Origin of the sequence: Streptosporangium sp. NPDC005286 (assembly GCF_040607515.1) — a bacterium.
Classification (GTDB): domain Bacteria; phylum Actinomycetota; class Actinomycetes; order Streptosporangiales; family Streptosporangiaceae; genus Streptosporangium.
In genome coordinates this window covers 1-26,243 of record NZ_JBEXGU010000085.1, presented here as the reverse complement: position 1 = coordinate 26,243, position 26,243 = coordinate 1, and the positions used below count along the sequence as shown (strand labels likewise).

General features: G+C 69.4%; 16 protein-coding genes. 9 read left to right on the top strand and 7 right to left on the bottom strand.

All coding sequences use genetic code 11. The features are described from left to right. Positions 1 to 113 precede the first annotated feature (113 nt). Together ABZU75_RS27170 and ABZU75_RS27165 are read right to left on the bottom strand one after the other, a co-directional pair. Entirely contained in the window at positions 114 to 1,076 is a 963-nt protein-coding gene (locus ABZU75_RS27170) for an alpha/beta hydrolase family protein (RefSeq protein WP_355559824.1), read from the bottom strand. Positions 1,077 to 1,233: 157 nt separating this feature from the next. Next, on the bottom strand, positions 1,234 to 2,280 hold the full coding sequence (locus tag ABZU75_RS27165) for a LacI family DNA-binding transcriptional regulator (protein WP_355559820.1): 1,047 nt from the start codon (positions 2,278 to 2,280) through the stop codon (positions 1,234 to 1,236). 159 nt (positions 2,281 to 2,439) lie between these two features. On the opposite strand from ABZU75_RS27165, the gene ABZU75_RS27160 reads away from it, so the two are divergent. The 6 genes from ABZU75_RS27160 (at position 2,440) to ABZU75_RS27135 (ending at position 9,191) form a co-directional block, all read left to right on the top strand. Continuing rightward, on the top strand, positions 2,440 to 3,708 hold the full coding sequence (locus ABZU75_RS27160) for a maltose ABC transporter substrate-binding protein (RefSeq protein WP_355559817.1): 1,269 nt from the start codon (positions 2,440 to 2,442) through the stop codon (positions 3,706 to 3,708). A gap of 161 nt (positions 3,709 to 3,869) precedes the next feature. Next, positions 3,870 to 5,393, top strand: coding sequence for an ABC transporter permease subunit (locus ABZU75_RS27155; protein WP_355559814.1), 1,524 nt, complete (start codon positions 3,870 to 3,872; stop codon positions 5,391 to 5,393). Next, a complete protein-coding gene (locus ABZU75_RS27150; RefSeq protein WP_355559811.1) occupies positions 5,390 to 6,226 on the top strand; it encodes a sugar ABC transporter permease in 837 nt (278 codons plus the stop codon). The genes ABZU75_RS27155 and ABZU75_RS27150 overlap by 4 nt, the downstream gene beginning before the upstream one ends. Positions 6,227 to 6,228: 2 nt before the next feature. Next, the gene (locus tag ABZU75_RS27145) at positions 6,229 to 8,019 is read left to right on the top strand and encodes an alpha-amylase family glycosyl hydrolase (protein WP_355559808.1); all 1,791 of its coding nucleotides are present in this window, start codon (positions 6,229 to 6,231) and stop codon (positions 8,017 to 8,019) included. A gap of 95 nt (positions 8,020 to 8,114) precedes the next feature. Further along, positions 8,115 to 8,384: a hypothetical protein gene (locus ABZU75_RS27140; protein WP_355559805.1), complete on the top strand. Its 270-nt coding sequence runs from the start codon at positions 8,115 to 8,117 to the stop codon at positions 8,382 to 8,384. A gap of 90 nt (positions 8,385 to 8,474) precedes the next feature. After that, a complete protein-coding gene (locus tag ABZU75_RS27135; RefSeq protein ID WP_355559853.1) occupies positions 8,475 to 9,191 on the top strand; it encodes an MgtC/SapB family protein in 717 nt (238 codons plus the stop codon). A 36-nt stretch (positions 9,192 to 9,227) separates the two neighbouring features. On the opposite strand, the gene ABZU75_RS27130 is transcribed toward ABZU75_RS27135, so the two are convergent. Continuing rightward, positions 9,228 to 10,574 carry an aspartate aminotransferase family protein gene (locus ABZU75_RS27130; protein WP_355559803.1) on the bottom strand — a complete coding sequence of 449 codons (1,347 nt, stop codon included), beginning with the start codon at positions 10,572 to 10,574 and terminating at the stop codon, positions 9,228 to 9,230. Positions 10,575 to 10,603: 29 nt separating this feature from the next. Here ABZU75_RS27130 and ABZU75_RS27125 point away from each other — a divergent pair, with 29 nt between their 5' ends. Continuing rightward, positions 10,604 to 11,563: a LysR substrate-binding domain-containing protein gene (locus tag ABZU75_RS27125; RefSeq protein ID WP_355559800.1), complete on the top strand. Its 960-nt coding sequence runs from the start codon at positions 10,604 to 10,606 to the stop codon at positions 11,561 to 11,563. Between the two features lie 110 nt (positions 11,564 to 11,673). Here ABZU75_RS27125 and ABZU75_RS27120 read toward each other — a convergent pair whose 3' ends face one another. Further along, on the bottom strand, positions 11,674 to 12,549 hold the full coding sequence (locus tag ABZU75_RS27120) for an AEC family transporter (protein WP_355559797.1): 876 nt from the start codon (positions 12,547 to 12,549) through the stop codon (positions 11,674 to 11,676). Between the two features lie 164 nt (positions 12,550 to 12,713). Between ABZU75_RS27120 and ABZU75_RS27115 the strand changes: the two genes are divergently transcribed. Next, positions 12,714 to 13,286, top strand: coding sequence for a putative glycolipid-binding domain-containing protein (locus ABZU75_RS27115; protein ID WP_355559794.1), 573 nt, complete (start codon positions 12,714 to 12,716; stop codon positions 13,284 to 13,286). Positions 13,287 to 13,427: 141 nt separating this feature from the next. Here the strand turns inward: ABZU75_RS27115 and ABZU75_RS27110 are convergent, their stop codons facing one another. From ABZU75_RS27110 to pulA, 3 genes are all read right to left on the bottom strand, one after another. Further along, positions 13,428 to 16,412 (bottom strand): carbohydrate binding domain-containing protein, encoded by a 2,985-nt coding sequence (locus ABZU75_RS27110; protein WP_355559791.1) that lies wholly within the window; start codon positions 16,410 to 16,412, stop codon positions 13,428 to 13,430. Between the two features lie 89 nt (positions 16,413 to 16,501). Further along, a complete protein-coding gene (locus ABZU75_RS27105) occupies positions 16,502 to 18,535 on the bottom strand; it encodes a carbohydrate-binding module family 20 domain-containing protein (RefSeq protein WP_355559789.1) in 2,034 nt (677 codons plus the stop codon). Between the two features lie 93 nt (positions 18,536 to 18,628). Beyond that, positions 18,629 to 24,472 carry a pullulanase-type alpha-1,6-glucosidase gene (pulA, locus tag ABZU75_RS27100; RefSeq protein WP_355559786.1) on the bottom strand — a complete coding sequence of 1,948 codons (5,844 nt, stop codon included), beginning with the start codon at positions 24,470 to 24,472 and terminating at the stop codon, positions 18,629 to 18,631. A gap of 367 nt (positions 24,473 to 24,839) precedes the next feature. On the opposite strand from pulA, the gene ABZU75_RS27095 reads away from it, so the two are divergent. Continuing rightward, on the top strand, positions 24,840 to 26,132 hold the full coding sequence (locus ABZU75_RS27095) for an extracellular solute-binding protein (RefSeq protein WP_355559783.1): 1,293 nt from the start codon (positions 24,840 to 24,842) through the stop codon (positions 26,130 to 26,132). Positions 26,133 to 26,243: the final 111 nt, after the last annotated feature.

Here is a 26,243-nt window from a genome sequence, read left to right as displayed (position 1 = left end):
CACGGGGGTGACCGGCGAGGGGTGCCTGAGTTGAACGCCCAGAGTCATCAGCCTTAACTTTCGGCGCCCCGACGCACGGGTGGGTACACCTTTCGAGGAGGTGTCCCAGGTCGTCAGGGAGCGGCGTCGATGGAGTCCATGAGCATGGGGAGCGCGCGTTCGAGGCCGCGGCTCCAGTAGGGCCAGCTGTGGGTACCGGGCCCGTAGAAGTCGACGGTCACGTCGACGCCGTTGGCCCTGGCCCGCTCGGCGAAGGTCACGGCCTGGCGGAGCAGGGCGGCCTCGCCCTCGTCCCGCGGCTCGGAGGTGCCGTCCAGCGGGCCGGGGGAGCCGTCGCCGCTGGAGACGAAGAGCCGTACCCCGCGCAGCGCGCCGGTGAGATCGGCCGGGTTGTGGGCGGCCCATTCGGGGTCTTGCGGGGGGCCCCAGAGCTTCGCGGAGTCCTCGCCGTTCCGGTTGAGCAGCCAGTCGACGCCGCCGTTGCCGTCGCGGGTGTGCAGCACCCCGGAGAAGGAGGCGGCCGCCTGGAACATGCCGGGATGGCGGGCCGCGTACGACATGGCCCCGAACCCGCCCATGGACAGTCCCGCCACCGCCCGCCGGTCCCCGGCGCCGTAGTCGCGCTCCAGGATCCGCCGTACCTCGGTGAGGTGGAAGGTCTCCCAGCCGGGGCCGTCGCGCCAGTCGGAGTAGAAGCCGACGGTGCCGCCCTCGGGGATGACCACGATCGCCCGGTAGCCGGAGGTGAGGGTCGCGGCCTCCCCCTTGGTGACCCAGGTGTCGTAGTCGGACTGGCAGCAGCCGTTCAGCAGGTACAGCACCGGCCACGGACCCGAGTCCGGCGTCCAGCCCTCGGGCAGCAGGACCCGGACCATGCCCTCGCGGCCGAGCGCGGTGGAGGTCACGGTGAGCTCGTGGTCGCGGCCGCCCAGCTTCTTCACCGCGACGGCGGGGGTTCGCGAGGCGCCACCGTCAAGCCTGCCGGGCGAGGACGGTGGCAGCAGTGCCATCAGTACCGCCACGACCGCCACGGCGGCCAGCAGGAACACTCCCAGACGTACAGCTGTGCGGTTCACGCCGCCAATACTCCCGCTTCCCGCCGATCGCGTGAAGCCTACTCGACGCGTCGAGGGCCGATGGGACGGACAAAGTGCCCCACGAACGGGGTCACAGCCGCTTTTGAGACGGGTGCCGGAGGGCACGTCATGATCCACCGGGCCGCCCGGCGCCGGCTCAGAGAATCGGGTCCGGTGGAACGTTCCGGTCGTGGGAGGCCCATCGGGCCCGAGTGGACGCGCGGACCACGAGTTCGGGCTGGAAGAGATACTCGGCGGCCCTGGCGGGGCGCCCCTTGATCTCGTCGAGCAGGGCGCGTACGGCCGCGACCCCCATGGCCTGGACGGGCTGGCGGACCGTGGTGAGCGGCGGGTCGGTGAAGGACATGAGCGGGGAGTCGTCGGCGCCCACGACCGAGACGTCCTCGGGCACCCTCAGACCGTACCGCCGTACCGCGCGTACCGCGCCCAGCGCCATCAGGTCGCTGCCGCAGACCAGAGCGGTGGCGCCCCGCTGCACCAGCAGGGACGCGGCGCTCTGGCCGCCCTCGACGTCAAAGGGCGACAGTTCGACCAGGTCGTCGGCGTCGTGCCCCAGGCCCAGTTCCCGCAGCGAGGCACGGAATCCGGCGAGCCGCCGCTGGACCGTGGAGTAGCGCAACGGGCCGCTGAGGAACCCGATGCGACGATGGCCCAGCTCGACGAGGTGGCGCGCGGCGATACGGCCCGCGGTGACGTCGTCGCAGGAGACACAGGGAACGCCGAGGCCCGGGACGTCACCGTTGACGAACACGATGGGCAGCCGCCGCCGCCTGAGGCCGTGGTAGCGGGAGTGGTCGACGGTCGTGTCGGCGTGCAGCCCGGAGACGAAGAGAATGCCGGAGACGCCACGGTCCAGCAGCATCCCGACGTACTCGTCCTCACCTGCCCCCTCGGGGGTCTGCGTGCACAGAACCGCGGTGTATCCGTGGCGCGCCAGCCCCGTCTCGATCACCTGGGCGAAGAACGGGAAAACCGGATTCTGCAACTCGGCGGTGATCAGCCCGACCAGCCCCGAGCTTCGCGGGCGCAACCCGTTCGGACGCTCGTAACCGAGCACGTCCATGGCGGTGAGCACCGCGCTCCTGGCCCTCGGGCTCACCCCGGGGCGCTCGTTGAGCACCCGGGAGACCGTCGCCTTGCTGACCCCGGCCTGCCGGGCGATCTCGTCGAGTCGTGCCGCCATGGTCAGTGATTGTGGATCAGCTTTCTGAAACTCTGCAAGAGATTCTGAAACATTGCCGCAATTTCCTGCAACGCATTCCAGGCTGGATGAACCCTCTGTTAACTTCGGCGCACATCACGGTGCACCCCCTGAAAACCCCTTCCCACCTGGAGCTCAAGCGTGCGCAGACCCATAAAGACCCTCGCCGGAGCCCTCACGCTCGGCCTTGTGCTGACCGCCTGCGGCGGAAACACGCAGGCGCAGGGGCAGCCCTCCCCGGCCCCGGCCGCCGCCGGCGACACCACCCTGCTCATCTGGGCCGACCAGATGCGCTCGGACACCCTCAAGCCCTTCGCCGAGGCGTTCGCCGAGGAGAACGGGATCAAGGCCGAGGTCGTCGTCGTGGCCCAGAACCAGCAGCAGACCTTCACCACCGCCTCCCAGGCGGGCAAGGGCCCCGACGTGGTCGTCGGCGCGCACGACTGGATCGGCAACCTGGTGCAGAACGGCCTCATCGACCCGATCCAGATGACGGAGGACCAGCTCGCCGGGTACGTGGACGTGGCTCGCAAGGCCGTCACCTACGACGGCCAGGTGTACGGCGTGCCGTACGCGGTGGAGAACCTGGCGCTGTTCCGCAACACCGAGCTGGCGCCGGAGGCCCCCGGGAGCTTCGACGAGCTGGTCGAGACGGGCAAGAAGCTCAAGGCCGCCGGGAAGGTCGAGCAGATCATCGGCTATCCGGTCAGTCAGCAGGACGGCCAGTCCGGTGACACCTACCACCTGTACCCGCTCTACACCTCGGCGGGCGCCCACCTGTTCGGCACCACCCCGAGCGGCGACCCCGACCCGTCCGAGCTGGGTGTGGGCGAGAAGGAGTCCGTCGAGGCCTTCGAGAGGATCGCCAAGCTCGGTGAGAAGGGGGAGGGGGCGCTCAAGCGCTCCTTCACCTCCGACAACTCGGCGGCCGCCTTCAACGAGGGAAAGACCGCGTTCATGGTCGCCGGGCCGTGGCGGCTGGCCGACGCCCGCAAGGCGGGCGTGAAGTACGACGTCACCCCGGTGCCCGGTTTCAAGGGGGCCGAGCCCGCCAAGCCGTTCGTGGGCGTGCAGTCCTTCTTCGTGGCGAGCAAGGGCAAGAACAAGGCGCTCGCCCAGGAGTTCGTCACCGGCACCCTGGCCTCGGCCGAGGTGGCGCGGGCGCTGTTCGACGCCGAGCCGCGGATGCCCGCCCTGAACGAGGCCCTGACGTACGCGGCGGGCAAGGACCCCGATGTCGCCAAGTTCCAGGCCGCCGCGGAGAACGGCACGCCGCTGCCCGCGATCCCGCAGATGGTGGCCATCTGGGGGCCGTTCAACACGCTCATCCACGCCGCGGTGAAGGGTGAGCCGGTGCCTCCGGCGGTCGAGGCGGCCGCCAAGGCCATCGCCGAGCAGCTCGAGCAGTGAACACGAGACGATTCCGGAGCGGGGAGGGGCGTCGCCCTCCCCGCGAGGGGGATGTCCTTCTTGAAATCGGGCACGGGCGCGCGGCCCAGGAGGGCCGGGGGGCTCGGTCACGCCAGGCGACGCCGCCGCCTGAGCGGCCCCGCCGCGGACGCGGGCGGGCCGTGGCGACCGGGGCATGGCCGGGAAGCGCGGGCGGGATCGCGCTGCGGGTCCTGGTGCTCGGGCTCATCGTCGCCGTCGCGCTCTGGGCGGTCGCGCCGCTGGTGGCGGCGGAGAACTGGATCGGGGTGGGGATCGTCGCGGTCGTCACCGCCGCGGGTCTCCTCGTCTACCTGACGCCGCGGCGGCTGCCCGCCAAGTACCTGCTGCCCACCACGCTCCTGGTCCTCGCCTTCCAGGTGTTCCCGGTGGTCCACACGATGTCGCTGGCGCTGACCAACATCGGCGACGGTCACCTGGGGAGCAAGCAGGACGCGATCACCGCGATCGAGACCTCCTCCGTCAAGCGCCGGCCCGGTTCCGCCGAGTACCGGCTCACCGTGGCCGAGAAGGACGGAGACCTGGTCTTCCTGCTGGCGGTGGAAGGACGCGCCTACACCGGCACCGCCGAGGGGCTGCGCCCCCTGGAGGGCGCCACCCTCGGCGCCGGTGGCCGGATCACCGCGGCCGACGGCTACACGGTGCTGACCGCCGCGCAGGCCTCCGCCAGGGGCTCGGAGATCACCGAGCTGGTCGTGCCCGTCGAGGGCGGGGCGATCCGCAGCCAGGGCCTGTCGAGGGCCTACCGGGGTACGGCGACGCTCGCCTACGACGCGGTCTGCGACTGCGTCACCGGCCAGGACAGGATCTGGCGGGCCGACGAGGAGCAGGGCAGGTTCGTCTCCGACGACGGGCAGGCGCTGGCGCAGGGCTGGAAGGTCGACGTCGGCCTGGCCAACCTCACCACCGCGCTCACCAACCCGAAGATCAACGCGCACTTCCTCGGCGTCTTCGGCTGGAACCTGGTCTACGCCACGTCCGTCGTGGTGCTGACCGCCGCGCTCGGGGTGGCGGTCGCGCTGGTGCTGCACCATCCCCGGATGCGTGCCGTACGGGCCTACCGGACCCTGATCGTGCTGCCGTACGCCATGCCGGCCTTCGCGATGCTGCTGGTCTGGCGGGACATGTTCAACACCGACTTCGGGCTGATCAACAGGATGCTCGGGCTCGACGTCGACTGGCTCGGCGCCCCGCTCACCGCCCGCCTGTCGGTGCTGCTGGTCCAGCTCTGGCTGGGTTTTCCCTACATGTTCCTGATCGCCACCGGGGCGCTGCAGACGATTCCGCAGGAGTATCTGGAGGCGGCCCAGGTGGACGGCGCGACCGCCTGGCAACGGTTCGTGAAGGTCACGCTGCCGCTGCTGATGCTCGCGCTGGCCCCGCTGCTGGTCTCGTCGTTCGCGTTCAACTTCAACAACTTCAACGGCATCTTCCTGGTCACCGCCGGAGGCCCGTTCCCCGCCGACAACCCGACGATGGGGGCGACCGACCTGCTGATCACCTACACCTTCCGGCTCGCCTTCGGGCAACAGGGCGCGCAGTACGGCCTGGCCTCCGCGATGTCCATCTACGTCTACCTGATCGTGGCGGTGCTCTCGATCATCAGCTTCCGGCGTACCCGGGCCTTCCAGGAGGTGGACCGATGAGGAGCGGACTGATCCTCCGGCACCTGGTGGCGATCACCGTCACCGCCTTCGCCCTCTTCCCGATCCTGTTCGTGGTCTCCTCGGCGCTCAACCCGCTCGGCACGCTCAGCTCGGCGACCCTGTTCCCGAGCGGCGCCGATCTCGCCAACGTCACGGACCTCTTCGAGACCACGGCCTTCCCGACCTGGTACCTCAACTCCGTTCTGATCGCCGGGCTCACCGCCGTGCTGTCGGTGACGGTGTCGGCGGTCTCCGCCTACGCCTTCAGCCGCTTCCGCTTCGCCGGTCGCCGTACCGGCCTGGTGGCGCTGCTGGTGATCCAGGCGTTCCCGCAGTTCCTGGCCATCGTCCCGCTGTACGTCATCTTCAGCGTGATCAGTGACAACTGGCCCGTCTTCGGGCTCAACAGCATCTGGGGCGTGGTCCTGCTCTACATCGGTGGCCAGGTCGGCGTGAACACCTGGCTGATCAAGGGTTTCTTCGACACGATCCCCCGGGAGCTCGACGAGGCCATGCTGATCGACGGCTGCACGCCCACCCAGGCGTTCCGCAAGGTGATCCTGCCGCTCTCGGCGCCCATCCTGTCGATCAGCGCGCTGCTCGTCTTCATCGGGACGATCAACGAGTTCCTCATCGCCAGCGTCTTCCTCACCGGCGACGACGCCCGCACCCTCGCGGTCGGGCTGTTCAGCCTGCTGGCCGACCAGCGCAACGCCAACTTCGGCATGTTCGCGGTGGGCACGCTGCTCACCGCGATCCCGACCGTCGTCGTCTTCCAGTTCCTGCAGAGATACATCGTCCACGGGCTCACCGCGGGCGCGGTGAAAGGTTGATCATGATAGACCGGGGATTCCATCACGACGGCTCGCCCGACCACGTCAGCACGGAGGCGCCGGAGCCGGGAGAGACGGTCACCGTCTTCGTCCGCACTCCGCGAGGCCACCGCTCCGGCGTGCACGTGCGGACCACGCCGGACGGCGAACCGCACTTCGCCGAGGCGGTGATCGACCGCGAGACCGAACGGGAGACCTGGTGGCGGGCCGACATCGTGGCCCGCAACCAGGTGACCGGCTACCGCTTCCTCATCGGCGGTCCGGACGGCTACCGCTGGCTGACCGCCTCCGGCCTGGCCACCCACGACGTTCCGGACACCACCGACTTCAAGCTGGTCACCCACGCCGCCCCACCCGCGTGGGCGGCCGGCGGCGTGATCTACCAGATCTTCCCCGACCGGTTCGCCTCCTCGGGCACGACACGCGACCTGCCGCCGTGGGCGATCCCCCGCGGCTGGGACGACCCCGTCGCGGGGAGCGGGCCCGACACCTCGCGGCAGATCTTCGGCGGCGACCTGGACGGCGTCCGCTCCAGGCTGGACCACATCACCGCCCTCGGCGCGGACACCCTCTACCTGACGCCGGTCTTCCCCGCGGCCTCCAACCACCGCTACAACGCCTCCTCCTTCGCCGAGGTCGACCCGCTGCTCGGAGGCGACGCGGCCTACCGCGCGCTGATCGACGAGGTGCATCGCAGGGGCATGCGCATCCTGGGCGACCTCACGACGAACCACTGCGGCGACACCCATGCCTGGTTCCAGGCGGCGCTGCGGGACAAGGGTGCCGCCGAGCGGGAGATGTTCTTCTTCACCGACGACGATCTGGGCTACGAGGCATGGATGGGCGTTCCGTCCCTGCCCAAGCTCGACTGGTCGAGCGAGCGGCTGGCGGGGGCGATGGAGGAGGTCGTCCGCAGCTGGCTCCGGTTCGGCCTGGACGGGTGGCGCATCGACGTGGCCAACATGACCGGCAGGCTCCGCCAGGCGGACCACGCGCACGAGGTGGCCAGGCGCATCCGGCGGGCGATGACCGACGAGTGCCCGGACAGGCTGCTCGTCGCCGAGCACGCGCACGACGCCACCGGTGATCTCGACGTCGGCGGCTGGCAGGGGACGATGAACTACGCCGGCTTCACCCGCCCGGTGTGGAGCTGGCTGCGAGGCCCCGAGGTCCACCTGCCGTTCCTCGGGGTTCCGGCGGAGGTGCCCAGGATCGGCGGCGGCGACGCGGTGGCGACGATCCGTGCCTTCTCCGGCCACCTGTCGTGGCGCTCGCTGGTCCACTCCTGGTCGATCCTCGGCTCCCACGACACCGCCAGGATCCGCACGATATGCGGAGGGGACCCCGCTCTGGTGGAGGTCGCCGCCGGGCTGATGCTCACCCTGCCCGGCACGCCCATGGTGTTCGCGGGCGACGAGATCGGCCTGGAGGGCGCGTGGGGAGAGGACTCCCGCCGGACCATGCCCTGGGACCGGCCGGAGAGGTGGGACCAGGGCACCCTCGGTGTCTACCGCGACCTGATCGCGTTGCGCCGGGGCGAGGCCGCCCTGCGCCACGGAGGCCTGCGCTGGCTGCACGTCTCCGAGGACGCCGTGGTCTACGTCCGGGAGCGCGCGGGCGAACGCCTGCTGATCCTGGCCGCCCGCGCCGCCCACCGGCCGGTGCGGCTCCCGCTCGGCGCCCGGTGCCTGCCCGTGTACGGCGACGCGGAACTGTCCCCCGAGGCCGACGGCACCGTCACGCTGCCCGCCGACGGCCCGGCCTTCCACATCTGGCGCCTGGCCCGGAGCTGAGGACCCGGGGACGGGCAAAGTTCTCATCAAACGGTGTTACAGGCCACGTGAGGCCGGGGACTTGCGACAGTACGTCGTGATTCACGGAGGCTGTCATGGTCAAGGGAACCGCCATCGCTCTGGATGGCAGAGCGGGCGACCAGGCGGGTGGGCCGGAGCGGCCGCACATCAGCCTGCCGGTGATCGGCACACTGACCGTGCCACCGGCGGACCGACTGGTCTTCTACGGCGTGCTGGGTGCGCTGGGCGCGCTCGGAGTCGTCGAATGGCCCCTCGTGCTCATCGTCGGGATCGGTCACTATCTGACCGAACAGCGGTTCTCGCCCCTCTTGCGGGAAGCCGGGCAGGCCGCGGAGGCGGCGTAGCGAGGAAAGAGACACCGAGCGGCGGCCCGGCCCTTCCCGGCGGGCCGGGGTCGGGAGGGGGCCTGCCGGCCCGACCTGGAGGTGGTGGCGCTGGCACCTCTCGGTGACCTGGCAGGACAGGGCTGGACGCAGATCGGTGAGCTGGCCCTGGCCTTCGTGCTCTCGGCCGCGATCGGCCTGGAGCGGGAGATCCGCCAGAAGAGCGCGGGACTGCGCACCCACGCCCTGGTCGGTTTCGCCGCCGCCCTGTTCATGCTGGTGTCGAAATACGGCTTCGCCGATGTGCTGGGAGAGCACGTCACCCTCGATCCGTCCCGGGTGGCCGCCCAGATCGTCTCCGGCATCGGCTTCATCGGCGCCGGCCTGATATTCGTCCGCGGCGACGCGGTCCGCGGTCTCACCACCGCCGCGGCGATCTGGCTCACCGCCGCGGTGGGCATGGCGGCGGGGGCGGGGCTGTGGCTGCTGGCGACGGCCGTGACCGTGGGTTATTTCATGACGGTACTCGTCCTCACCCCGCTGGCCGACCGGCTTCCCTGGTCCAGGTACGCCCCCTCACGGCTCCATCTGACCTATCTCGACAGGAGGGGCGTGCTCCGGCTGGTACTGGCCGAATGCACGCACCGGGGATTCGTCGTGGACGAGCTCTCCATCGACCAGCGCGGCGAGCGCCACGTCCCGGAGACCGTCTCGCTCTGGCTCACCGTGCACGGAGCCGGCCTGATAACCGAGCTGACCACCGCGCTCTCCGAGATCGACGGGGTGCTCGCGGTGGTGAGCCAGGACGCCAACGCGCCCACGGTCTGACGGCCGTCGCCACCGTGGCGCTCTCCTCTTTCCCGGTCAAGCAGCGAGGTGCGTTCGTGTGATCACGTCTTCGATCGCCTGGTCGAGCATCTCCAGGCCGAGGGTGATCTCGTCTTCGGTGCTGGTGAGAGTGGGGGCGATCCGGAACGTGCCGCCGATTCCCGGCAGCTGCACGATGTTCATGTGGAGGCCGAGTTCGAGGCAGCGGCGGGTGATGGCCGCTCCGAGCTCGTCCGAGCTCTCCTCGGCGCCGGTGCCGGGCGCGAGTTCGATTCCCTGGAGGAGTCCGCGACCACGCACGTCGCCGACGATGGCGTGCCGGTGCTGGATGGACAGCAGACCGGCGCGCAGGAACACCCCCAACTCGGTCGCTCGCGCATCGAGCGCGTCACGTTCGAGTACGTCGAGCACGGTGTTGCCGACGGCGGCGACCAAGGGGTCGGAGACGTGCGTGGTGAAGAAGAGGAACCCCCGCTCGGCGGCGGCCTGTTCGATCTCGGCCGAGGTGACGACTGCGGCCAGTGGCAGGCCGGCGCCGAGCGTCTTCGACAAGGTCAGGATGTCGGGAACGACGCCGTCGCGCTGAAAGGCGTACCAGGTGCCGGTACGGCACAGCCCGGTCTGAGCCTCGTCGAGGATGAGGAGCATCCCGCGCTCCACACACTTGCGCTTGAGTGCCGCGAGGTAGCCGAGCGGCGGTTCGATGACTCCCCCGGAGCTCAAGATCGGTTCGATGATGCAGGCGGCGAGGTTTCCCGTGGACTGCGCGTCCACGAGCCCGAAGGCGACGTCGAGCTGGCGCCGCCAGTCAAGTCGCCCCTCCGCGTCGATGAAATCGGGCCGATACTCGTAGGGGACCGGGATCGGGATGTTGCCCGGGGCGGTCGGACCGTATCCCTTGCGTCCTGCGCTGTAGGTCGCCCCGGCTGCGGCCTGGGTCATGCCATGCCAGGACCGCGCGAACGACACGATCTCATGCTTTCCAGTGACAAGCTTCGCCATCCGGATAGCCGCCTCGTTCGACTCCGCACCCGTGCTCAGCAGCAAGGTCTTGGTGAGAGGGTCGGGCAGCGTCTCGGCCAGGCGTCGCGAGAGCTCGACGACCGGCCTGGAGAGCATGCCGCTGTAGAGGTGGTCGAGACCGGCGACCTGGCGCTGCACTGTCGCCACGATCTCCGGGTGCGAGTGGCCGAGGATGGAACTCATTTGCCCCGACGTGAAGTCGAGGATCTTCCGCCCCCTTTCGGTGTAGACGAAACTTCCCTCGGCGCGCGCGATTATCTCCGGAACGAACGGGGCGCCGTACCGGATGACGTGCTTGTCAACATCTGACCAGAACGCAGCATCGGAGGCGAGTGGGGGTTCGGAGGCGATGGACGACATGGTTCGACGGTACTGACGTCAGACTGTGCATGTCCATCACAGCATTTCCATCATTCTGTTCGGTTCCATCGAACAGTAGGCTGCGTGTCATGACTCTGAACCCGTGGCGACTTCGGCTTCTCGATGTGTTCGAGCGGGTCGGAACCGTGCGCGCCGTGGCGGCGGAACTGATGTTGAGCCCCTCGACGGTGTCGCAGCAGTTCACCGTGCTGGAGGCCGAGACGGGAGTGCAGCTCTTCGAACGGGTTGGCCGAACCCTCACCCTCACGCCGACCGGTGTGACGCTCGTGGAACGGGCGCGCGAGCTGCGCGACCACATGGATTCCATCGAGGCGGAGCTGGCCGAGGTCACAACCGAACCCGCGGGACAATTACGCGTGGGCGGGTTCGCCAGCTCGATCGCCCCGATCCTGATCGAGGCGGTGACGGCTGTGGCGCGCACGCACCCGCGGCTGAGGCTGGAGCTGCTCGAGATTGAGCCGCGCGAGAGCATGGTGGCGCTCCATCAGGGCCGCTGCGATCTCGTGGTCACCGTCGACGAAGCCGACGGCTCGCTGTTGAGCCCCATCATCACGGTGATCCCGCTCGCGACCGACCCGCTCCTGCTTGTCGCGCCCGCGGCTCATGCGGTGGGGGAGCTCGACGTCGTCTCGCTCACCGATCTCGCCGCGGAGCGGTGGGCGCTGGACCACTCGGGCACGTACCTGGGTGAGCTCGTTCCTCGTCACTGCCGGCTCGCCGGATTCGAGCCGATCGTCGCCGGTCGCTTCTCCAGCTACGGTGTGCTGCTCTCCCACGTCGCCGCAGGACTGTCCGTCGCGGTGCTCCCCGAGCTCGCGGTCGAGCCCAGGGCCGGCGTCGTCGCTCGCCCGATCATCGGTCTCTCCGATCGGAAGATCGTGGCTGCCGTTCGCTCCGGCAGCGCGCGACGGCCCGCGATCACGACCGTGATCGAAGCACTTCGGCAGGCCTCCACTCACGCCTCATAGCGCCCGCATGCGCTGTTGGGCGCGATGGACCTCGTTCTCGGGAGACGGCACTTCGTCACCACGCTCGCCCAGATGATGAGCGAACGTACCGGACGGACGGATCTCTCGGATCACCCGGCTCCCAGCAGGGCGATGACGGACAGGGTCACCAGGGACAGGAGGCTGGAGACGAGGATGGCGTCGCGGGGCAGTTCGGTGGGACGGCCGTGCTCGGCGGCGTACACGAACGTGTTCTGGGCGGTCGGAAGTCCCGCGAACAGGACCGCCGCGAAGAGCGCGGGACCGTCGAGATCGAGGAGGAAACGTCCGGCCAGGAGAGCGACCAGCGGCTGGAGCAGTAGTTTGAGCACCACCACCGGTCCGATTCCGCGCCAGGCGACGGCCGAGCCGTTCAGGGACATGCCCAGTGAGAAGAGCGCCAGGGGCACCGCGGCGCCACCGAGGATCTCCAGGGGCCGCAGCGCGAGGTCGGGCAACCGCCAGCCGAGGGCGGACACGCCCAGGCCGAGGATCGAGGCCGCCACGATCGGCGTCCGCAGCGGGGCGAGGAAGGACGAGCCGCCGGCCCCGAGACCGAGGAAGAGCAGCGGGGAGACCACCAGGACCTGGAACATCAGGACCGACACCACGAACGTCGCGTCGTGCAGGACGTAGAGGCCGACGGGGATGCCGAGGTTGCCGGCGTTGACATAGGACGACGCCATCGCGCCGGTCACCCGGTCGGGCAGCTTGCCGCGGAACAGCGCCAGTGCCAGCAGGCCGACGGTGAAGGTGCTGATCGCGAAGGCGAGCAGCGGGCCGGGCTGGATCTGGCTGAGCGGGGTACGGCTGAGCGTGGTGAACAGCACCGAGGGCATCGCGATGGTGAACGCGAACCTCGTCAGCGCCTGCCGGACCTGAACGCTCGCCGACCCGGAACGGGCGGCCAGCCAGCCGAGGGCACCGATGCACCATATCGGGACGAAAGCCGCAATAACCGCCTGCACCCGGCATACCGTAGCCGGGCCCCGCGCCGGAGAGCCGAGGGGGTACGCGTCTTGTTTAACGTTCTTGGAATGGTGTGGAGGTTCACGCTCACCGGCCAGGGGTATTCCCGTGCCGCCGGGTCATCTCACTCGTGGGCCGGGAAGGAGCGGGCGGGGGGACGGCGATGCGCGGGCTCGTGTGGCTGAAGGACGAGGGAGCCGAATACGCGGAGGTCGACCTCACCGGGGAGATGATGGCGGTCGGCGTGGCGATCGGCACGGATCCGGTGCCCTACCGGCTGGAATACACGCTGCGCGTGCTGCCCGGATACATCACCGAGCTGCTGACGGTACGGGCTCACGGCGCGGGCTGGTCCCGGTCCCTCGATCTGCGCCGCTCCGTCCACGGAGCCTGGTCCTGTGAGACCTACGAGGAGGGGCGCCTGGACGGGGCGTTGCCCGGCGGGGACATGAACGTCCTGAACGACGCGCTCGACTGCGATCTGGAGCTCTCGCCGCTGACGCACACCATGCCGGTCCTGCGGCACGGCCTCAACGGTTCCAAAGGGCACGTGGACATCGTCACGGCCTCGGTCCAGGTGCCCCACCTGCACGTGAGCCACCATCCCCAGCGCTACACCCACCTCGGTCCCAACCTGGTGCGCTGCGAGAGCGGGGGCCTGCACGCCGACCTCGTCTTCGACGACGACGGGATCGTGGTCGACTACCCGGGCTTCGCGAAGCTGATCGACTCCTGACGGCCCGCGCCCGCCGCGACACCCCGGCGGGGGAGCCGGAGCCGACCTACGTCGGGGTAGTGCGGCATCGCGCGCGGTGAAAGGCGCGACACCGCCCGGATCCGGCCTCCGAGCCGATCCGGGCGGTGCCTTCGGACGCGGTTACCTCAGGTACGGCCCCGCGACGCCGATCTTGCCGGGAGCGGGGTTGCCGGGCAGTGCGAGCACGTAGGCCCTCATGTTGCCCTTGCCGCTCAGGGAGATGGTGAGCGTTCCGCCGGTGACGGTCTTGCTGTCACCGGTGACGGCATCGACGTAGGTGCCGTTGGGGATGCCGGTGAAGGTGGCGTTCCCGGAGACCGAGACCAGCACGAAGCTGTCCACGGACCCCTGCGTGAAACGACGCTTGTAGGCGATGCCGCCCGAGACACCCTCGGTGGAGTACTGCCCCTTCTGCAGCGCCGGGACGGCCCTGCGGATCTGGTTGAGCCGCTGCACGTGCTTGACCAGCGGCTTGTCGAGGGTCTGCGCCACCGTGCCCGAGGCACTGGACACCGTGCCGAAGCCCGAGGCGGTGACCGATCCCGCCAGGTGGTCACCGAAATAGGCGCGCCCCGTCGTGGCCAGCGGGCAGGTCGGCCCGCAGTCGATCGGCTTGCCCGCCTGGAACTCGATCTCCGAGCCGTAGTAGAGCGTCGGAATGCCGCGGAAGGTCCACATCAGGCTCATGTTCTCCGCCCAGGCGTCGGTGCCGCCGTCGTAGCGGACCGAGGACTTGTTCGGGCCGTAGTCGTGGGAGTCGACGTAGACGGTGTTGTAGGTGGCGTCGTTGTAGCTGTCGTCGGAGTCCTTGCCGTTGCCGAACGCGTTGGACGCCTCGCCGAAGTTCATGTGCATGCGCATGTCGATGACGTTCATGCCGGAGAACCTGCTGTGGTCGGGCGCGTGGTAGGTGTTGCCGTTCAGCGTGGCGTTGGTGCTGGTGGGCTGGTTGCCCGGACCCATCAGGTTCTCGTAGTCGTACTGCTCGATCGCCGCTCGGACGTCGTCGGCGCTGTACTCCTTGCGCTCCTTCCAGGTGAAGAACTGGGCGGAGTGGTTCACCGAGCCGCGGTTCCACTTGTCGTGCACGAACGCGGCGACCTCGCCGAAGACGTAGAAGTCCTTGGCCTTCTCCGCACCGAACCTCGCGGTCGCGTGCTCGCGGATCGCGGGCAGGAACCGGCGGTTCCAGGTGACCCTGGGGATGTGCACGGCGGTGTCGACGCGGAAACCGTCCACGCCCATGTCGATGTACTTGTTGTAGACGTCGATCAGGTAGTCCTGGACGACCTTGCTCTCCGTGTTGAAGTCGGCCAGGTCGTCGTGGAGCCAGCAGCTACGGGAGTCCTCGCCCTCCCAGTTGCCGATCCAGCACTGGTGGTAGTAGTTCGCGGGGAACATGCCGGAGGTCGGATTCGGCCACTGGCAGTTGTAGATGCGGTACCCCTCGGGGCTGCTCCACTGGGTGGGAGTGCCCCAGTTACGGCAGGTGTTGCCCGCCGGCTCGGTGGTGGACCACTGGTCGCCGTTGTACGGCCTGCCCTTGGCCATCGCGTTCTGCGCGGCCGTCAGGTCCGGGGCGTTCCCCTGATGCTCCTGCATCGGGTCGTACTCCCGGCCCGCCACCTTCTCGCTGTAGAGCCACTTCCACTGATCGTCGCGCGCGCCCCACACGGTGGGGGTGAACAGGCCCTTGGCGCCCCAGCGGGAACTGTGGTTGTAGACGACGTCCTGGTAGATCTTGATGCCCTTGGCGTGGGCGGCGTTGATCAGATCCTGGTACGACGTGCCCTCGGACTCCAGGCGGGGGTCGACCCGGTAGAAGTCCCAGCCGTGGTAGCCGTGGAAGTCGTAGTCGGAGCGGTTGAGCACGACCGGGGTGATCCACAGGGCGGAGAAGCCGAGGCCCTTGATGTAGTCGAGCTTGTCGACCAGGCCCTTGAAGTCACCGCGGAACATCGGGTCGTTGTTCGCGGCGTTGCCCGACTTCACGTGCTGGCTGCCCCCCCGGTTGTTGGAGGTGTCGCCGTCGGCGAACCGGGCGGTCATCACGAAGTAGATGGAGTCCTCGCGCGGGTCGCCGCCGAGCGGGGTGCCGCCCTTGGGCTCCTCGGGCTTCTTCCCGGTGGTGGCGGTGGCCTCCTCGCTCGCCCCGGAGAGGTTGCCGGCGGCGTCCCTGGCCTGGACGGTGTAGCGATAGAGTGTGTTCTCCGCCAGGCCGGTGTCGGAGTGCACGGTGGCCGTCACGTCGACGACCTTGGTTCCCCCGGTGCCGCCGGTGCGGGTGACCTTGTAGCCGGTCACCCCGACGTTGTCGGTGGCGGGGCTCCAGGCCAGCGCGATCGAGACACCGGTCGCGGCCGCTGTCACACCGGTCGGCGTGCTGGGCTTCTCGGTGTCCGGAACCTCGGGGGTGCACGGGTCGGCGGCGTTGCCGGTCACGACGCCGTTCTTGACGGTGCTGACGCCGGTGCCGATGGTGTAGTCGGCGCCGTTGTTGTTGTCCCAGGTGCCGGAGCCGTTGTTGAAGGCGGCCTTGAGCCCGGTGGCCGAGCCCAGGCTGACGGTCTTCTTGGCCCAGTCGGCACAGGCGGTCTCGTTCATGGCGACGCCGGGGACGGCGGTCCAGGCGCCGCCGGTGGGCTGGTAGTGGATGTTGGCGGTCGTCCAGCCCCTGGTCTTCTTGTAGAAGTAGACGACGGCCTGGTTGCCCGGTGGTTCGCCTCCCGAGCACGGGTCACCCGACGTCACCTGGCCGCCGGAGACCTTCACGGTCCCGGTGCCGATGGTGTAGTCGGCGCCGTTGTTGTTGTCCCAGGTGCCGGAGCCGTTGTTGAAGGCGGCCTTGAGCCCGGTGGCCGAGCCCAGGTCGACGGTCTTCTTCTTCCAGCCGGTGCAGGCGGTCTCGTTCATGGCGACGCCGGGGACGGTGGTCCAGGCGCCGCCGGTGGGCTGGTAGTGGATGTTGGCGGTCGTCCAGCCGGTGGCGTAGTAGACGGTCACGCTGTTGGCGGCCAGGGCCGCGGACAGCGGGACGACGGCGGAGGTCAGGCCGAAGGCCGCGACGGTGAGCAGTCTGAGGGCGCGTTTGGGAGATGAGCGCATGGGGTTCCTCTGTGCGAGGCGGCGGGGGGTGGGCCGGGGCGCCGGTGGGCACCCGGGATGGTGGGCCGGGCCGAGGTCCGGCCCGAAGGTCAGCGCCAGCTGTCGTTGCGCGTCGCGGTGCCGCTCGCCGGAGTGGTGAAGGACCGGTTGGGGTCGCTCTCCCACGTCACCGAGCCGTCGGGGTTCTTCTTGATGTACTTGTAGGAGACCGCGGTGTTGGCCGGCAGGTTGGCCGTGACCTTCCAGACCGGGTAGTCGGCCGATGAGAGCGCCACCGCGTTGGCCGGGTTCCAACTGCCCAGTTCGGCGATGTCGCCGACCACGAAGACGTTCTGGCCGTAGGAGGTCGTCACGTTCGCGTTGAAGGAGGTGGCGACCTTACCGGGGTTCACCGTCGGGGTGGGGCTGGGTTCGGGGCCGCAGGGGGAGGTGGCGTTGGCGGTCACGACGCCGTTCTTGACCGTGCTCACCCCGCGGCCGATGGTGTAGTCGGAGCCGCCGTTGTTGTCCCAGGTGCCGGAGCCGTTGTTGAAGGCGGCCTTGAGCCCGGTGGCGGTGCCGAGGGCGACGGTCTTCTTCTTCCAGCCGGTGCAGGCGGTCTCGTTCATGGCGACGCCGGGGACGGTGGTCCAGGCGCCGCCGGTGGGCTGGTAGTGGATGTTGGCGGTCGTCCAGTCGGTGGCGTAGTAGACGGTCGCGTCACCGGGCGGCGGGTCGGTGGGCCTGACGCCGCCGGCGTGGATGGCGACCGCGCTCTTGCCGGGGACGGTCACCGAGGCGGAGCCGTTCGAGTCGACGGTCACCGTGCCGCCGCCCACGTCGTTGGAGTAGGTTCCGGCGGGCAGGCCGGTGGAGAAGGTACGGGTGACGCTGCCGCTCTCGTTGTTGATCGCGACCCAGCCCTTGTTGCCGCGGCTGAAGGCGATCACGTTGTTGCCGTTGTCGTACCAGTTGCCGACCGAGGTGCCGGCGACGGCGCGGTTGAAGCCGACCATCCCGCTCATCTGGCGGTGGAAGCAGGTCCACTGGCCGTTGCCGCAGTTGACGTCGGTGACGAAGCCGCCGTTGGCGGACGGCGGGCCGCCCTCGCCGTCGCCCCAGGTGAACCCGGAGTAAACGCGCTGGGTGCCGTACGGCCAGGCCAGCATGAAGACGTTGGCCAGCTTGTAAGCGTCGCCGTACTTGTAGTTCATGGTCGAGCCGTTACGCTCGGTGTCGTGGTTGTCGATGAAGACCACGGCCTTGTCGCTGGGCACCGACAGGCCCCAGCCCTGGCCGAAGCTCTGCAGGTTCTTGATCTGCCCGGCGAACTGCTCCTTGAGCTTGCGTCCGTACACGAACTCGTGCACGTCGCCGATCCCGGTGTACTGGCTCGGCGTGATCGCCTCGTTGTCGCCCTGGATGACCTCCTGGTGGATGTAGGGCGAGCCGGTCAGCTTGCCCTTGATCGCGGCCAGGTCGCCCGGGTTGATGTGCTTGGCGGCGTCGATGCGGAAGCCGTCCACGCCCAGGGAGGTCAGCTTGTTGAGGTAGCCGGCGATCTGGTTGCGGACGTACTCGGAGCCGGTGTTGAGGTCGGACAGACCGACCAGCTCGCAGTTCTGCACCCGCCAGCCGTCGTTCCTGTAGTCGGAGTTGTTGATCCCGCAGACGGGGGAGTGGAAGTCGGCGGAGGAGTAGAGCCCCGGGTAGTTGTACTTGCCGAAGCTGTAGCCGCCGTAGCTGGTGCTGCCCTGGCCGGTCATGTGGTTGATGACGGCGTCGGCGTGGACCTTGACGCCCGCCGCGTGGCAGGCGTTCACCATGTTCCTGAACGCGTTCTCGTCACCGAACTTGCTGGTGAGGGTGTAGCGGGCGGGCTGGTAGATGTCCCACCAGACCGAGCCGCCCTTGGACATCGAGTCACTCGGCGGCGAGACCTGCACGGCGGAGTATCCGGCCGGGCCGAGGACGTCGGTGCACTCCCTGGCGACGGAGTTCCAGTTCCAGTTCCACAGCTTGACGATCGGGCCGGGGGTGGGCGGTGCCGCCTGGGCGGGGGTGCTCAGCGCGACGGGCACCACGACCGCGGCGCCTGCCAGCGCGCTTAACGCCGTGGCAACGATGACTCTGTAGGATTTCATGAGTGGGGGGCCTCCAGGATCGATGGACGGGTTCCCTGGCCGGGCCGGGTGCTGCAACACCTGGCCCGGCCGTCTTTCCGGGATATGCGGGGGTCAGGGCTGGACGAAGACGGCGACCGTGCGTGCCGGGACCGTCAGCGTGCCCGTGGCGGGGTCGAACGTCGACTGCTTCACGACGGCGTCGTCGCCGGCCGTCTGGACGGGGTGGAGCGTCACCTGGGTGCCCTTCAGCGCGGCGACGGTCTGCGGCCGTGTCTCGGGGGTCGCGTTGAAGACGACGGTGATCGACTTCCAGCGCGGGTCGATCCCCGAGGCGTCCAGGTGCATGGTCACGACACCCGGGGTCTCCGAGGTGCCGCTGGTCGGGAAGGTCAGGCGCTTCTGCACCTCGGCCAGGCTGCCGAGACCGAAGGCCGGGGAGGACGAGCGGATCTTCAACAGCTCGCCGTAGCGGGCGCGGGCCGCGCCGATCGCCGCGCAGTCCGGCTTCAGCGCCGGGTCGGCGAGCAGCGGCTTGGCGTACTGCCACTTGTCCTCGTTGTCGGCCTTCGGGGGGAGCCCGGCGCCGAAGCCGTTGCCCGCCGAGCAGTCCCAGAGCAGCCGGTTGAACCAGTCGCCGGAGTCGTAGGAGTTGCGGTCCAGCGACTTGGAGCGGAGCCGCTCGCTGCCGGCGTGCACGAACGAGGTGCCCTGCCCGAGCACGGCCGTGGCCAGCGAGAGCGACTGCATGCGCACCCGGTCGGCCATGGTGGTGGCCTGCGGCAGCTTGTAGGCCAGCGCGTCGAACAGCGTCTCGTTGTCGTGGGCGTCGACGTAGGTGACGATCTCGCCCGGCGAGGCGGTGTATCCGGCGGGGGAGCCGTTGTAGTCGACCTGCGAGCCCTTGACCTGTCTGCCGTTCGAGGCGGTGAAGGTGTAGTCGCGGAGGTTGCCGGCCAGCCCGACCTTGATCAGGTCCTGGTAGCCGAGCACCCGGGCCCGCTGCTGCGCCTCGTCGCCGTTGGCGGGCGACCCGTTGGGCGCCCCGGCCAGTCCCGAGCCGAAGCCCTGGACCCGCGGGTCGGGGTCGAACGGGCTGCCGCCGCGGACCGCGTCACGGAGCCGGTCGCTGAAGGTGCCGATCCCGGTGCCCGCCATGTTGGCCTGGGTGGCCTGCTCGAAGCGGGCGTTGTCGGCGACCTCGCCGAAGTTCCAGCCCTCCCCGTACAGGATGATCGACTTCCCGTCCACGCCGTCGCGGGCCACGGTCAGCCTGTCCAGGGCGGCGCGGACCGCGAGCATGTTCGCCTTGGGGTGGTGGCCCATCAGGTCGAACCTGAAGCCGTCCACCTTGTACTCGCGGGCCCAGGTGACGATGGAGTCGACGACGAGTTTGCCCATCATGGCGTGCTCGGGCGCGGTGTTGGCGCAGCAGGTGGAGGTGGCCACGGTGCCGTCGTCGAGCAGCCGATGGTAGTAGCCGGGCACGATCCGGTCGAGCACCGAGGTGGAGTCCTGGCCGGCGGCGTGGGTGTGGTTGTAGACCACGTCCATCACCACCCGCAGCCCCGCCCCGTTCAGCCCGCCGACCATGCTCCGGAACTCCTTGATCCGCGAGGACCCCTCGGGGTCGGCGGCGTAGGAGCCCTCGGGCACCGTGTAGTGCAGCGGGTCGTAGCCCCAGTTGAAGGAGTCTCCTGCCGCGGTGCGCGCGACGCAGGCCTGCTGCTCCTCGGAGTCGGGGGGCATCGAGGCCAGGTCGCAGTCGGGCTCGGTCCGCTCCGCCCTGCGCTCGGGGACCGTCGCGATGTCGAAGACGGGTAGCAGGTGCACGTGGGTCAGGCCGTCCTTGGCCAGCCCGCGCAGCTCCTTCATCCCCGCCGAGTCGCCGGTGAAGGCCGAGTAGGTGCCGCGGCTGGAGGTGGGGACCGTCGTGTCGGAGGCGGAGAAGTCGCGCACGTGCAGCTCGTAGATCGACGCCTTCTCCTGCGGCACCGCCTTGGGTTTGGCAAGTGACGACCAGTCGTCGGGCCGCAGGGAACGGTCGGACAGGTCGACGAGCTGGCTGCGGCCCGAGCCGGCGGCCAGCGACAGGCTGTAGGGGTCGGTCACCTCGTTGGTGACGATCTTGCCCTCGGCGGGCGCGTAGACCGTGACCAGGAAGGTGTAGTAGCGGTTCTTCCAGCCCTGCTGCCCGCGGACCGACCAGATGCCGGTGCCGTCGTCGCGCCGCATGGCGTGGACGGTGCGGGCCCCGCCGGAGGGGTCGCGGTAGAGCGCCAGCTCGACCTTGCGCGCCGTCGGCGCCCAGACCGACAGGCCGGGCGTGCCACCGCTCCATGAGGGGCCGAGGCCGGCGGTCGCCGCCTTGGCGTGCAGGTCGTCGAGTACGCCGGGCAACTGCACGCCGGTGGCGGCCAGCAGCGCGCCCGAGGCGTCGCGCTCGACGGCCACGACCTGGCCGCGCAGTGCCTTCCCGACGAGGTCGGCGTCACGCGGGTCGATGGTGAACGCGGCGTGCCCGGCCAGGTGCGGCCACTTCGCCCGCTGCGCCTCGGTGAGCGCTCCGGGAAGGAGGCGGATGATCCGGATGTCGCCGGTCAGGTCGCCCTTGGCATAGGTGATGTCGCCCTTCTCGGAGAAGGCCAGGGAGTGCCGGAGCGAGGACGACGGCTCGACCTTCCACACCACGGTGCCGCGGTCGATCCAGTGCGCCGAGGACTTCGACAGGTCGGCGTCCGCGCCGCGTGCCGCCGGCTGTGGCAGCAGGTAGCCCTCGGTGGCCGCGATCCGCCAGGCTTCGTGGCCGGTCGCCGTGAGGTCCAGCGCCTGGTTGTCGGGAAGGTCTTTCTCGTCACCCTTGTGGATGATGTAGCTCACGTTCTTGGCCCCCTCGGTCAGGGGGACGCGGAAGTAGACGCCGAAGGCGTCTTCGCCCGTGGGCTGGAGCGGGGTGGCCCACTCGGTGGGCTGGGCCACGTCACCCCACAGGTGCAGTCCCCAGCCTTCATATTTCCCGTCGGGACGGTGGTAGTGCAGGATTGCCACGTTCTCGGCCGAGGCCCGGGTCGGGTGGATCTTCGCCACGCCCGAGACGACGGCGGCCTCCGGCTGGAGTGCCGGGGTGAACGACTGGTCGGGGCCGGGGTCCTTGGTGTCGCCCTTGTGGATGATGAAGTTCACCGGCGTCGAGGCGTTCTTCAGCGGGACCTTCCAGAACGCGCCGTAGGAGTCGGTGCCGTCCGGCGGGCGCGGGGTGGCCCACTCGGTGGGCACCCCGTCGGCGAGCCCGTCGCCCCACAGGTGCAGGCCCCAGCCGTCGTAGTTCTTGTCCGGCCGGCTGTAGCGGATCGTCGTGTAGCCCTGGGCGGCCGCGCGGGACAGGTGCGTCTCCGCGTTCCCCTCCGCGAGCCAGACCTCGCCGTTCCTGGCGGGGTTGACGACCCGGTCGCCGCCGTCCTTCTCGTCACCCTTGTGGGCGATGATTCCGACATTGGACGCGCCGGGCTTGAGCTTGATCCAGGCGAAACGGCCATAGGCGTCCTCGCCGGTGAGCTTGAGCGGCTCGGCCCATTCCGTGGGGTTCTCGACGTCGCCCCAGACGTGCAGGCCCCAGCCGTCGTAGTTCTCGCGCTGGTAGTGCACGACCAGCCAGTCGCGCTTGACCGCGCCCGGCTCCTCGGGGTCGGGCTCGGCGCCGACGGTCGCCGCCGCGCTCGCCGAGGCGAAGCGGCCCGCGGAGTCCTTCACCACCGCCTTGTAGGAGATCTTCGTGCCCGCCGCGATGCCGCGCAGGTCGTGGAAGACCCGGAAGGTACGGCCCGCGGGGGAGGCGTTCGGCGCGTCGTCGGTGCCGATCACCCGCCAGGCGTCCCCGCCGACCTTGGCGGCGAAGGTGACCTGGTCGAAGCCACCTCCCGGTACGGTCGCGGTGACCGGGATCCGGTCGTCCTCGGCGGTGCCCCTGATCTCGGCTCCCGGCAGGGCGATGGAGACGGCCGGGGCCGCGGCCGGGGTGGTGAGCTTCGCGGACGCCTTGTAGACCACCGCCGACAGGGCGGGGACGGTGAGCGCGAGCTTCGTGTCCGAGCCGGTGGTGAGCGCGGCGGTGCCCTCCCCGTACACCCTGGTGAAGGCGGCGCCCGCGGAGAAGGTGGGCACGCTCGCGTTCGCCGGCTGCTCGGCGTTGTTGACCGCCACGACGTACTCGACCTGCCGCGCGGCGTCGATCCTGGAGAAGGCGTAGACGCCGCCTGAGGCGAGCCGCTCGATCTGGGCGCCGTCGGCCAGGGCCGGGTGGGCGTCGCGCAACGCGGCCAGGGCGGAGATGCCCCGGTACAGCGGGTGGGAGGGGACGAAGTTGTCGCGCGCGTGGGTCGCGTCGGTACCGATCAGGTCGTCGCTCAGGTAGCTCTCGGTCTTCGAGGCGAACATGGACGCGCGGGCGTCCTGGTCGCCGCCCTTGCCGGTGAAGCCCTGCTCGTCTCCGTAGTAGACGACCGGCTGGCCCCGGGTGAGGTACATCAGCTCGTGGGCGAGCAGGTCCCTGCGGAGCAGCTCGGAGTCGGGCGCGCCGGGGTTGTCCTGGGAGATGAAACGGCCGATGCGGCCCATGTCGTGGTTGCCGAGGAAGGTCGGCAGCGACGCGGCGTTGCTGTCGGCGTCGGTGTGGTAGTCGTCGCCGGCGTACAGCTGGGCCAGCCGTGCCGCGCCCGCGGTGCCGCCGCTGAAGGAGCGGGCGGCCTCCTGGAAGGGGAAGTCCAGGGTGGCGTTCATCTGGCCCCGGGTGGAGTAGCGGCTGGTGAAAGCGGGCTCGCTGGAGTAGACCTCGCCGAACATGAAGAACCGCTTGTTGCCGTGCTGGGCCGCGTAGCCGCGCAGCGCCGGGGAGAACTTCTCCCAGAACTCCATGTTCACGTGCTTGGCGGTGTCGATGCGGAAGCCGTCGAGGCCGGTCTCGCGCACCCACGTCTGGTAGATGTCCGTCATGCCCTTGACGACCTCGGGACGCTCGGTCCACAGGTCGTCGAGGCCGAAGAAGTCGCCGTACTGGTCGTTCTCACCGCTGAAGGTGGAGTCGCCCCGGTTGTGGTACATCGTCGGGTCGTTCAGCCAGGAGGGGGTCTTGGCCTTCTCGGGAGCGACCGGGGTGTACGGGAACGAGCCGGTGTCCACCTTGGGGAAGGTGTTCTTGCCCGCGTAGGCCCGGTCGTCGAACGGCACGCCGTCGGTGTCGACGTAGGGATAGGCGCCCTTGGACCGGTAGGAGTAGGTCTTCTCCGCGTAGTCGATCACATCGGCCGTGTGGTTGGTGATGATGTCGAAGAAGACCTTCATCCCGCGCCGGTGCGCCTCGCGCACCAGCTCCTTCATCTGGGCGTTGGTGCCCAGGTGCGGGTCGATCCTGGTGAAGTCGGTGATCCAGTAGCCGTGGTAGCCGGCCGAGACGTTCGCGTCGGTGCCCTGCACAGGGCGGTTGACGAACGCCGGAGTGATCCAGATCGCGGTGCTGCCCAGGTTCTTGATGTAGTCGAGCTTGCCGAGCAGCCCCTTGAGGTCGCCGCCCTGGTAGAAGCCCTTGTGGGTCGGGTCGAAGCCGGTGGTGAGCCGGTCGCCGGACAGGCCGCCCCGGTCGTTGCCGGTGTCGCCGTTGGCGAACCTGTCGGTCATCGCGAAGTAGAAGCGCTCGCGGCTCAGGTCGGCGCGGAGCGCGTCGCGGGCCAGGTCCCTGTCCGAGGGCTCGGCGGTGCGGCTCAGCGCGGAGACCACGGGCTCGGCGGGGCGTTCCGAAACGGGGGCCGAGACGGAGGCCAGGGCGGACACCGCGGACCCGGAGGTACCGGTGGCGGAGGCGGGGAGAGGGGTGGCGGCGAGGGGGGTGACGATCAGGGCTGCCGCGAGCGCGGCGCCCCTCAGGAAGGTGGTTCTCGCGCGCCGTGGGGGGAGTGGCCAGACCACGGGGCCTCCACGGTAGTTGTTTCGAGTGTGTTGCCCGGAAGTTACTCACTGGGATTGCTCTATGCAATCCCTTGCGGCAATTTTCTGAATTCGGGAAAACCTGGAGGAGGCCGTAGCGGGTCAACGAAGGAACAAAAGTGTATAAATAGTACTTTTTGCCATCCGGGGGACGGTGCCGCCTCCGTCGCGCTCTCCGGCCCGAGGTCTCTTGCCTCCCGGTTTTGGAGTACTTTGTAACGACTTTGCAGACCCTTGCAGAAAGTTCTTCCAATGGGGTTCACGTCGGCGTAACGTCCGGCGTACTCCAGACCCGGCCGGGCGGCTTCCCCCGCCCCTGGCCGGTCCCCTTGAACCTGAGGAGAAACACATGCGGCGAGCCTTCTCGGCTGCGACGATCGTCGCGGCCCTCGCCCTGGCGGTCTCCGCCTGCGGTGGCGGTGACGCCGGCACGGCGGCCCCCGCCCAGTCCGCGGCGACGGACCCGTCGAAGATCAGCGGCGAGATCACCTGGTGGGACACCGTCCGGCCGGACAGCGAGGGTCCGACGTTCCAGGCGCTCATCAACGAGTTCCAGGCGAAATATCCGAACATCAAGGTCAAGTACGTCAACGTCCCCTCGGACCAGGCGCAGAACCAGTTCCAGACCGCGGCGCAGGCGGGTACGGGGGCCCCGGACGTCATCCGCTCGGAGGTCGCCTGGACCTCCCAGTTCGCCTCCCTGGGCTACCTGCAGCCGCTGGACGGCAGCCGCGCCGTGGAGAACGAGTCCGACTTCCTGGCCGGTCCGCTGAGCAGCACCAAGTTCAACGGCAAGACGTACGCCGTCCCGCAGGTCACCGACACCCTCGCGCTCATCTACAACAAGCGGCTCCTGGCGGAGGCCGGCCACGAGAAGGCTCCCGCCACTGTCGAGGAGCTCAAGCAGGCCGCGCTCGACGTCAAGGAGAAGACCGGGGCCAACGGCCTCGCGCTCAACGTCGACTCCTACTTCCTGCTGCCCTTCATGTACGGCGAGGGCGGTGACCTCCTCGACGTGCAGAACAAGAAGATCACCGTCAACTCCCCGGCGAACGTGAAGGCGATGGCCTCGGTGGCCGATCTGGTCGCCTCCGGAGCCGCGCCCAAGCCCGCGATCCAGGACAGCTACGCCAACGCGATGACCGCCCTCAAGGACGGCAAGGCCGCGATGATCTACAACGGCCCGTGGGCGCTGTCGGAGATCTATCAGGGCAAGGAGTTCAAGGACAAGGAGAACCTGGGCATCGCCCCCGTCCCGGCGGGCTCGGTCAAGGCCGGCGCCCCCACCGGCGGCTGGAACCTGGCGATCTACGCCGGTTCCAAGAACATCGACGCCTCCTACGAGTTCGTCCGCTTCATGAGCACCCCGGAGGCCCAGGCAAAGGTCGCCAAGGAGATCAGCCTCCTGCCGACCCGCGTCTCCGCCTACGACAACCCCGACGTTCAGGCCAACAAGGACGTCGCCGTCTTCAAGCCCATCATGGAGACCGCGACCGCGCGGCCGTGGATCCCCGAGGGCGGTCAGCTCTTCCAGCCGCTCCTTGAGGGCTACCAGTCGCTGGTCGGCGGCAAGACGACCCCCGAGGACATGCTCAAGAAGGTGGACGACCAGTACCGCGGCATCTTCAAGGACTGGAGCTGATCCGTGGCGCTCTCGACTGGACGTGTGAACAGCACGGCCAGGGACCGGGCCGCGGGGGGGGGGGGCGGCCCCCCGCGCCCCGCCGGCCCGCCGGCCCGCGGCGCGCCGGCG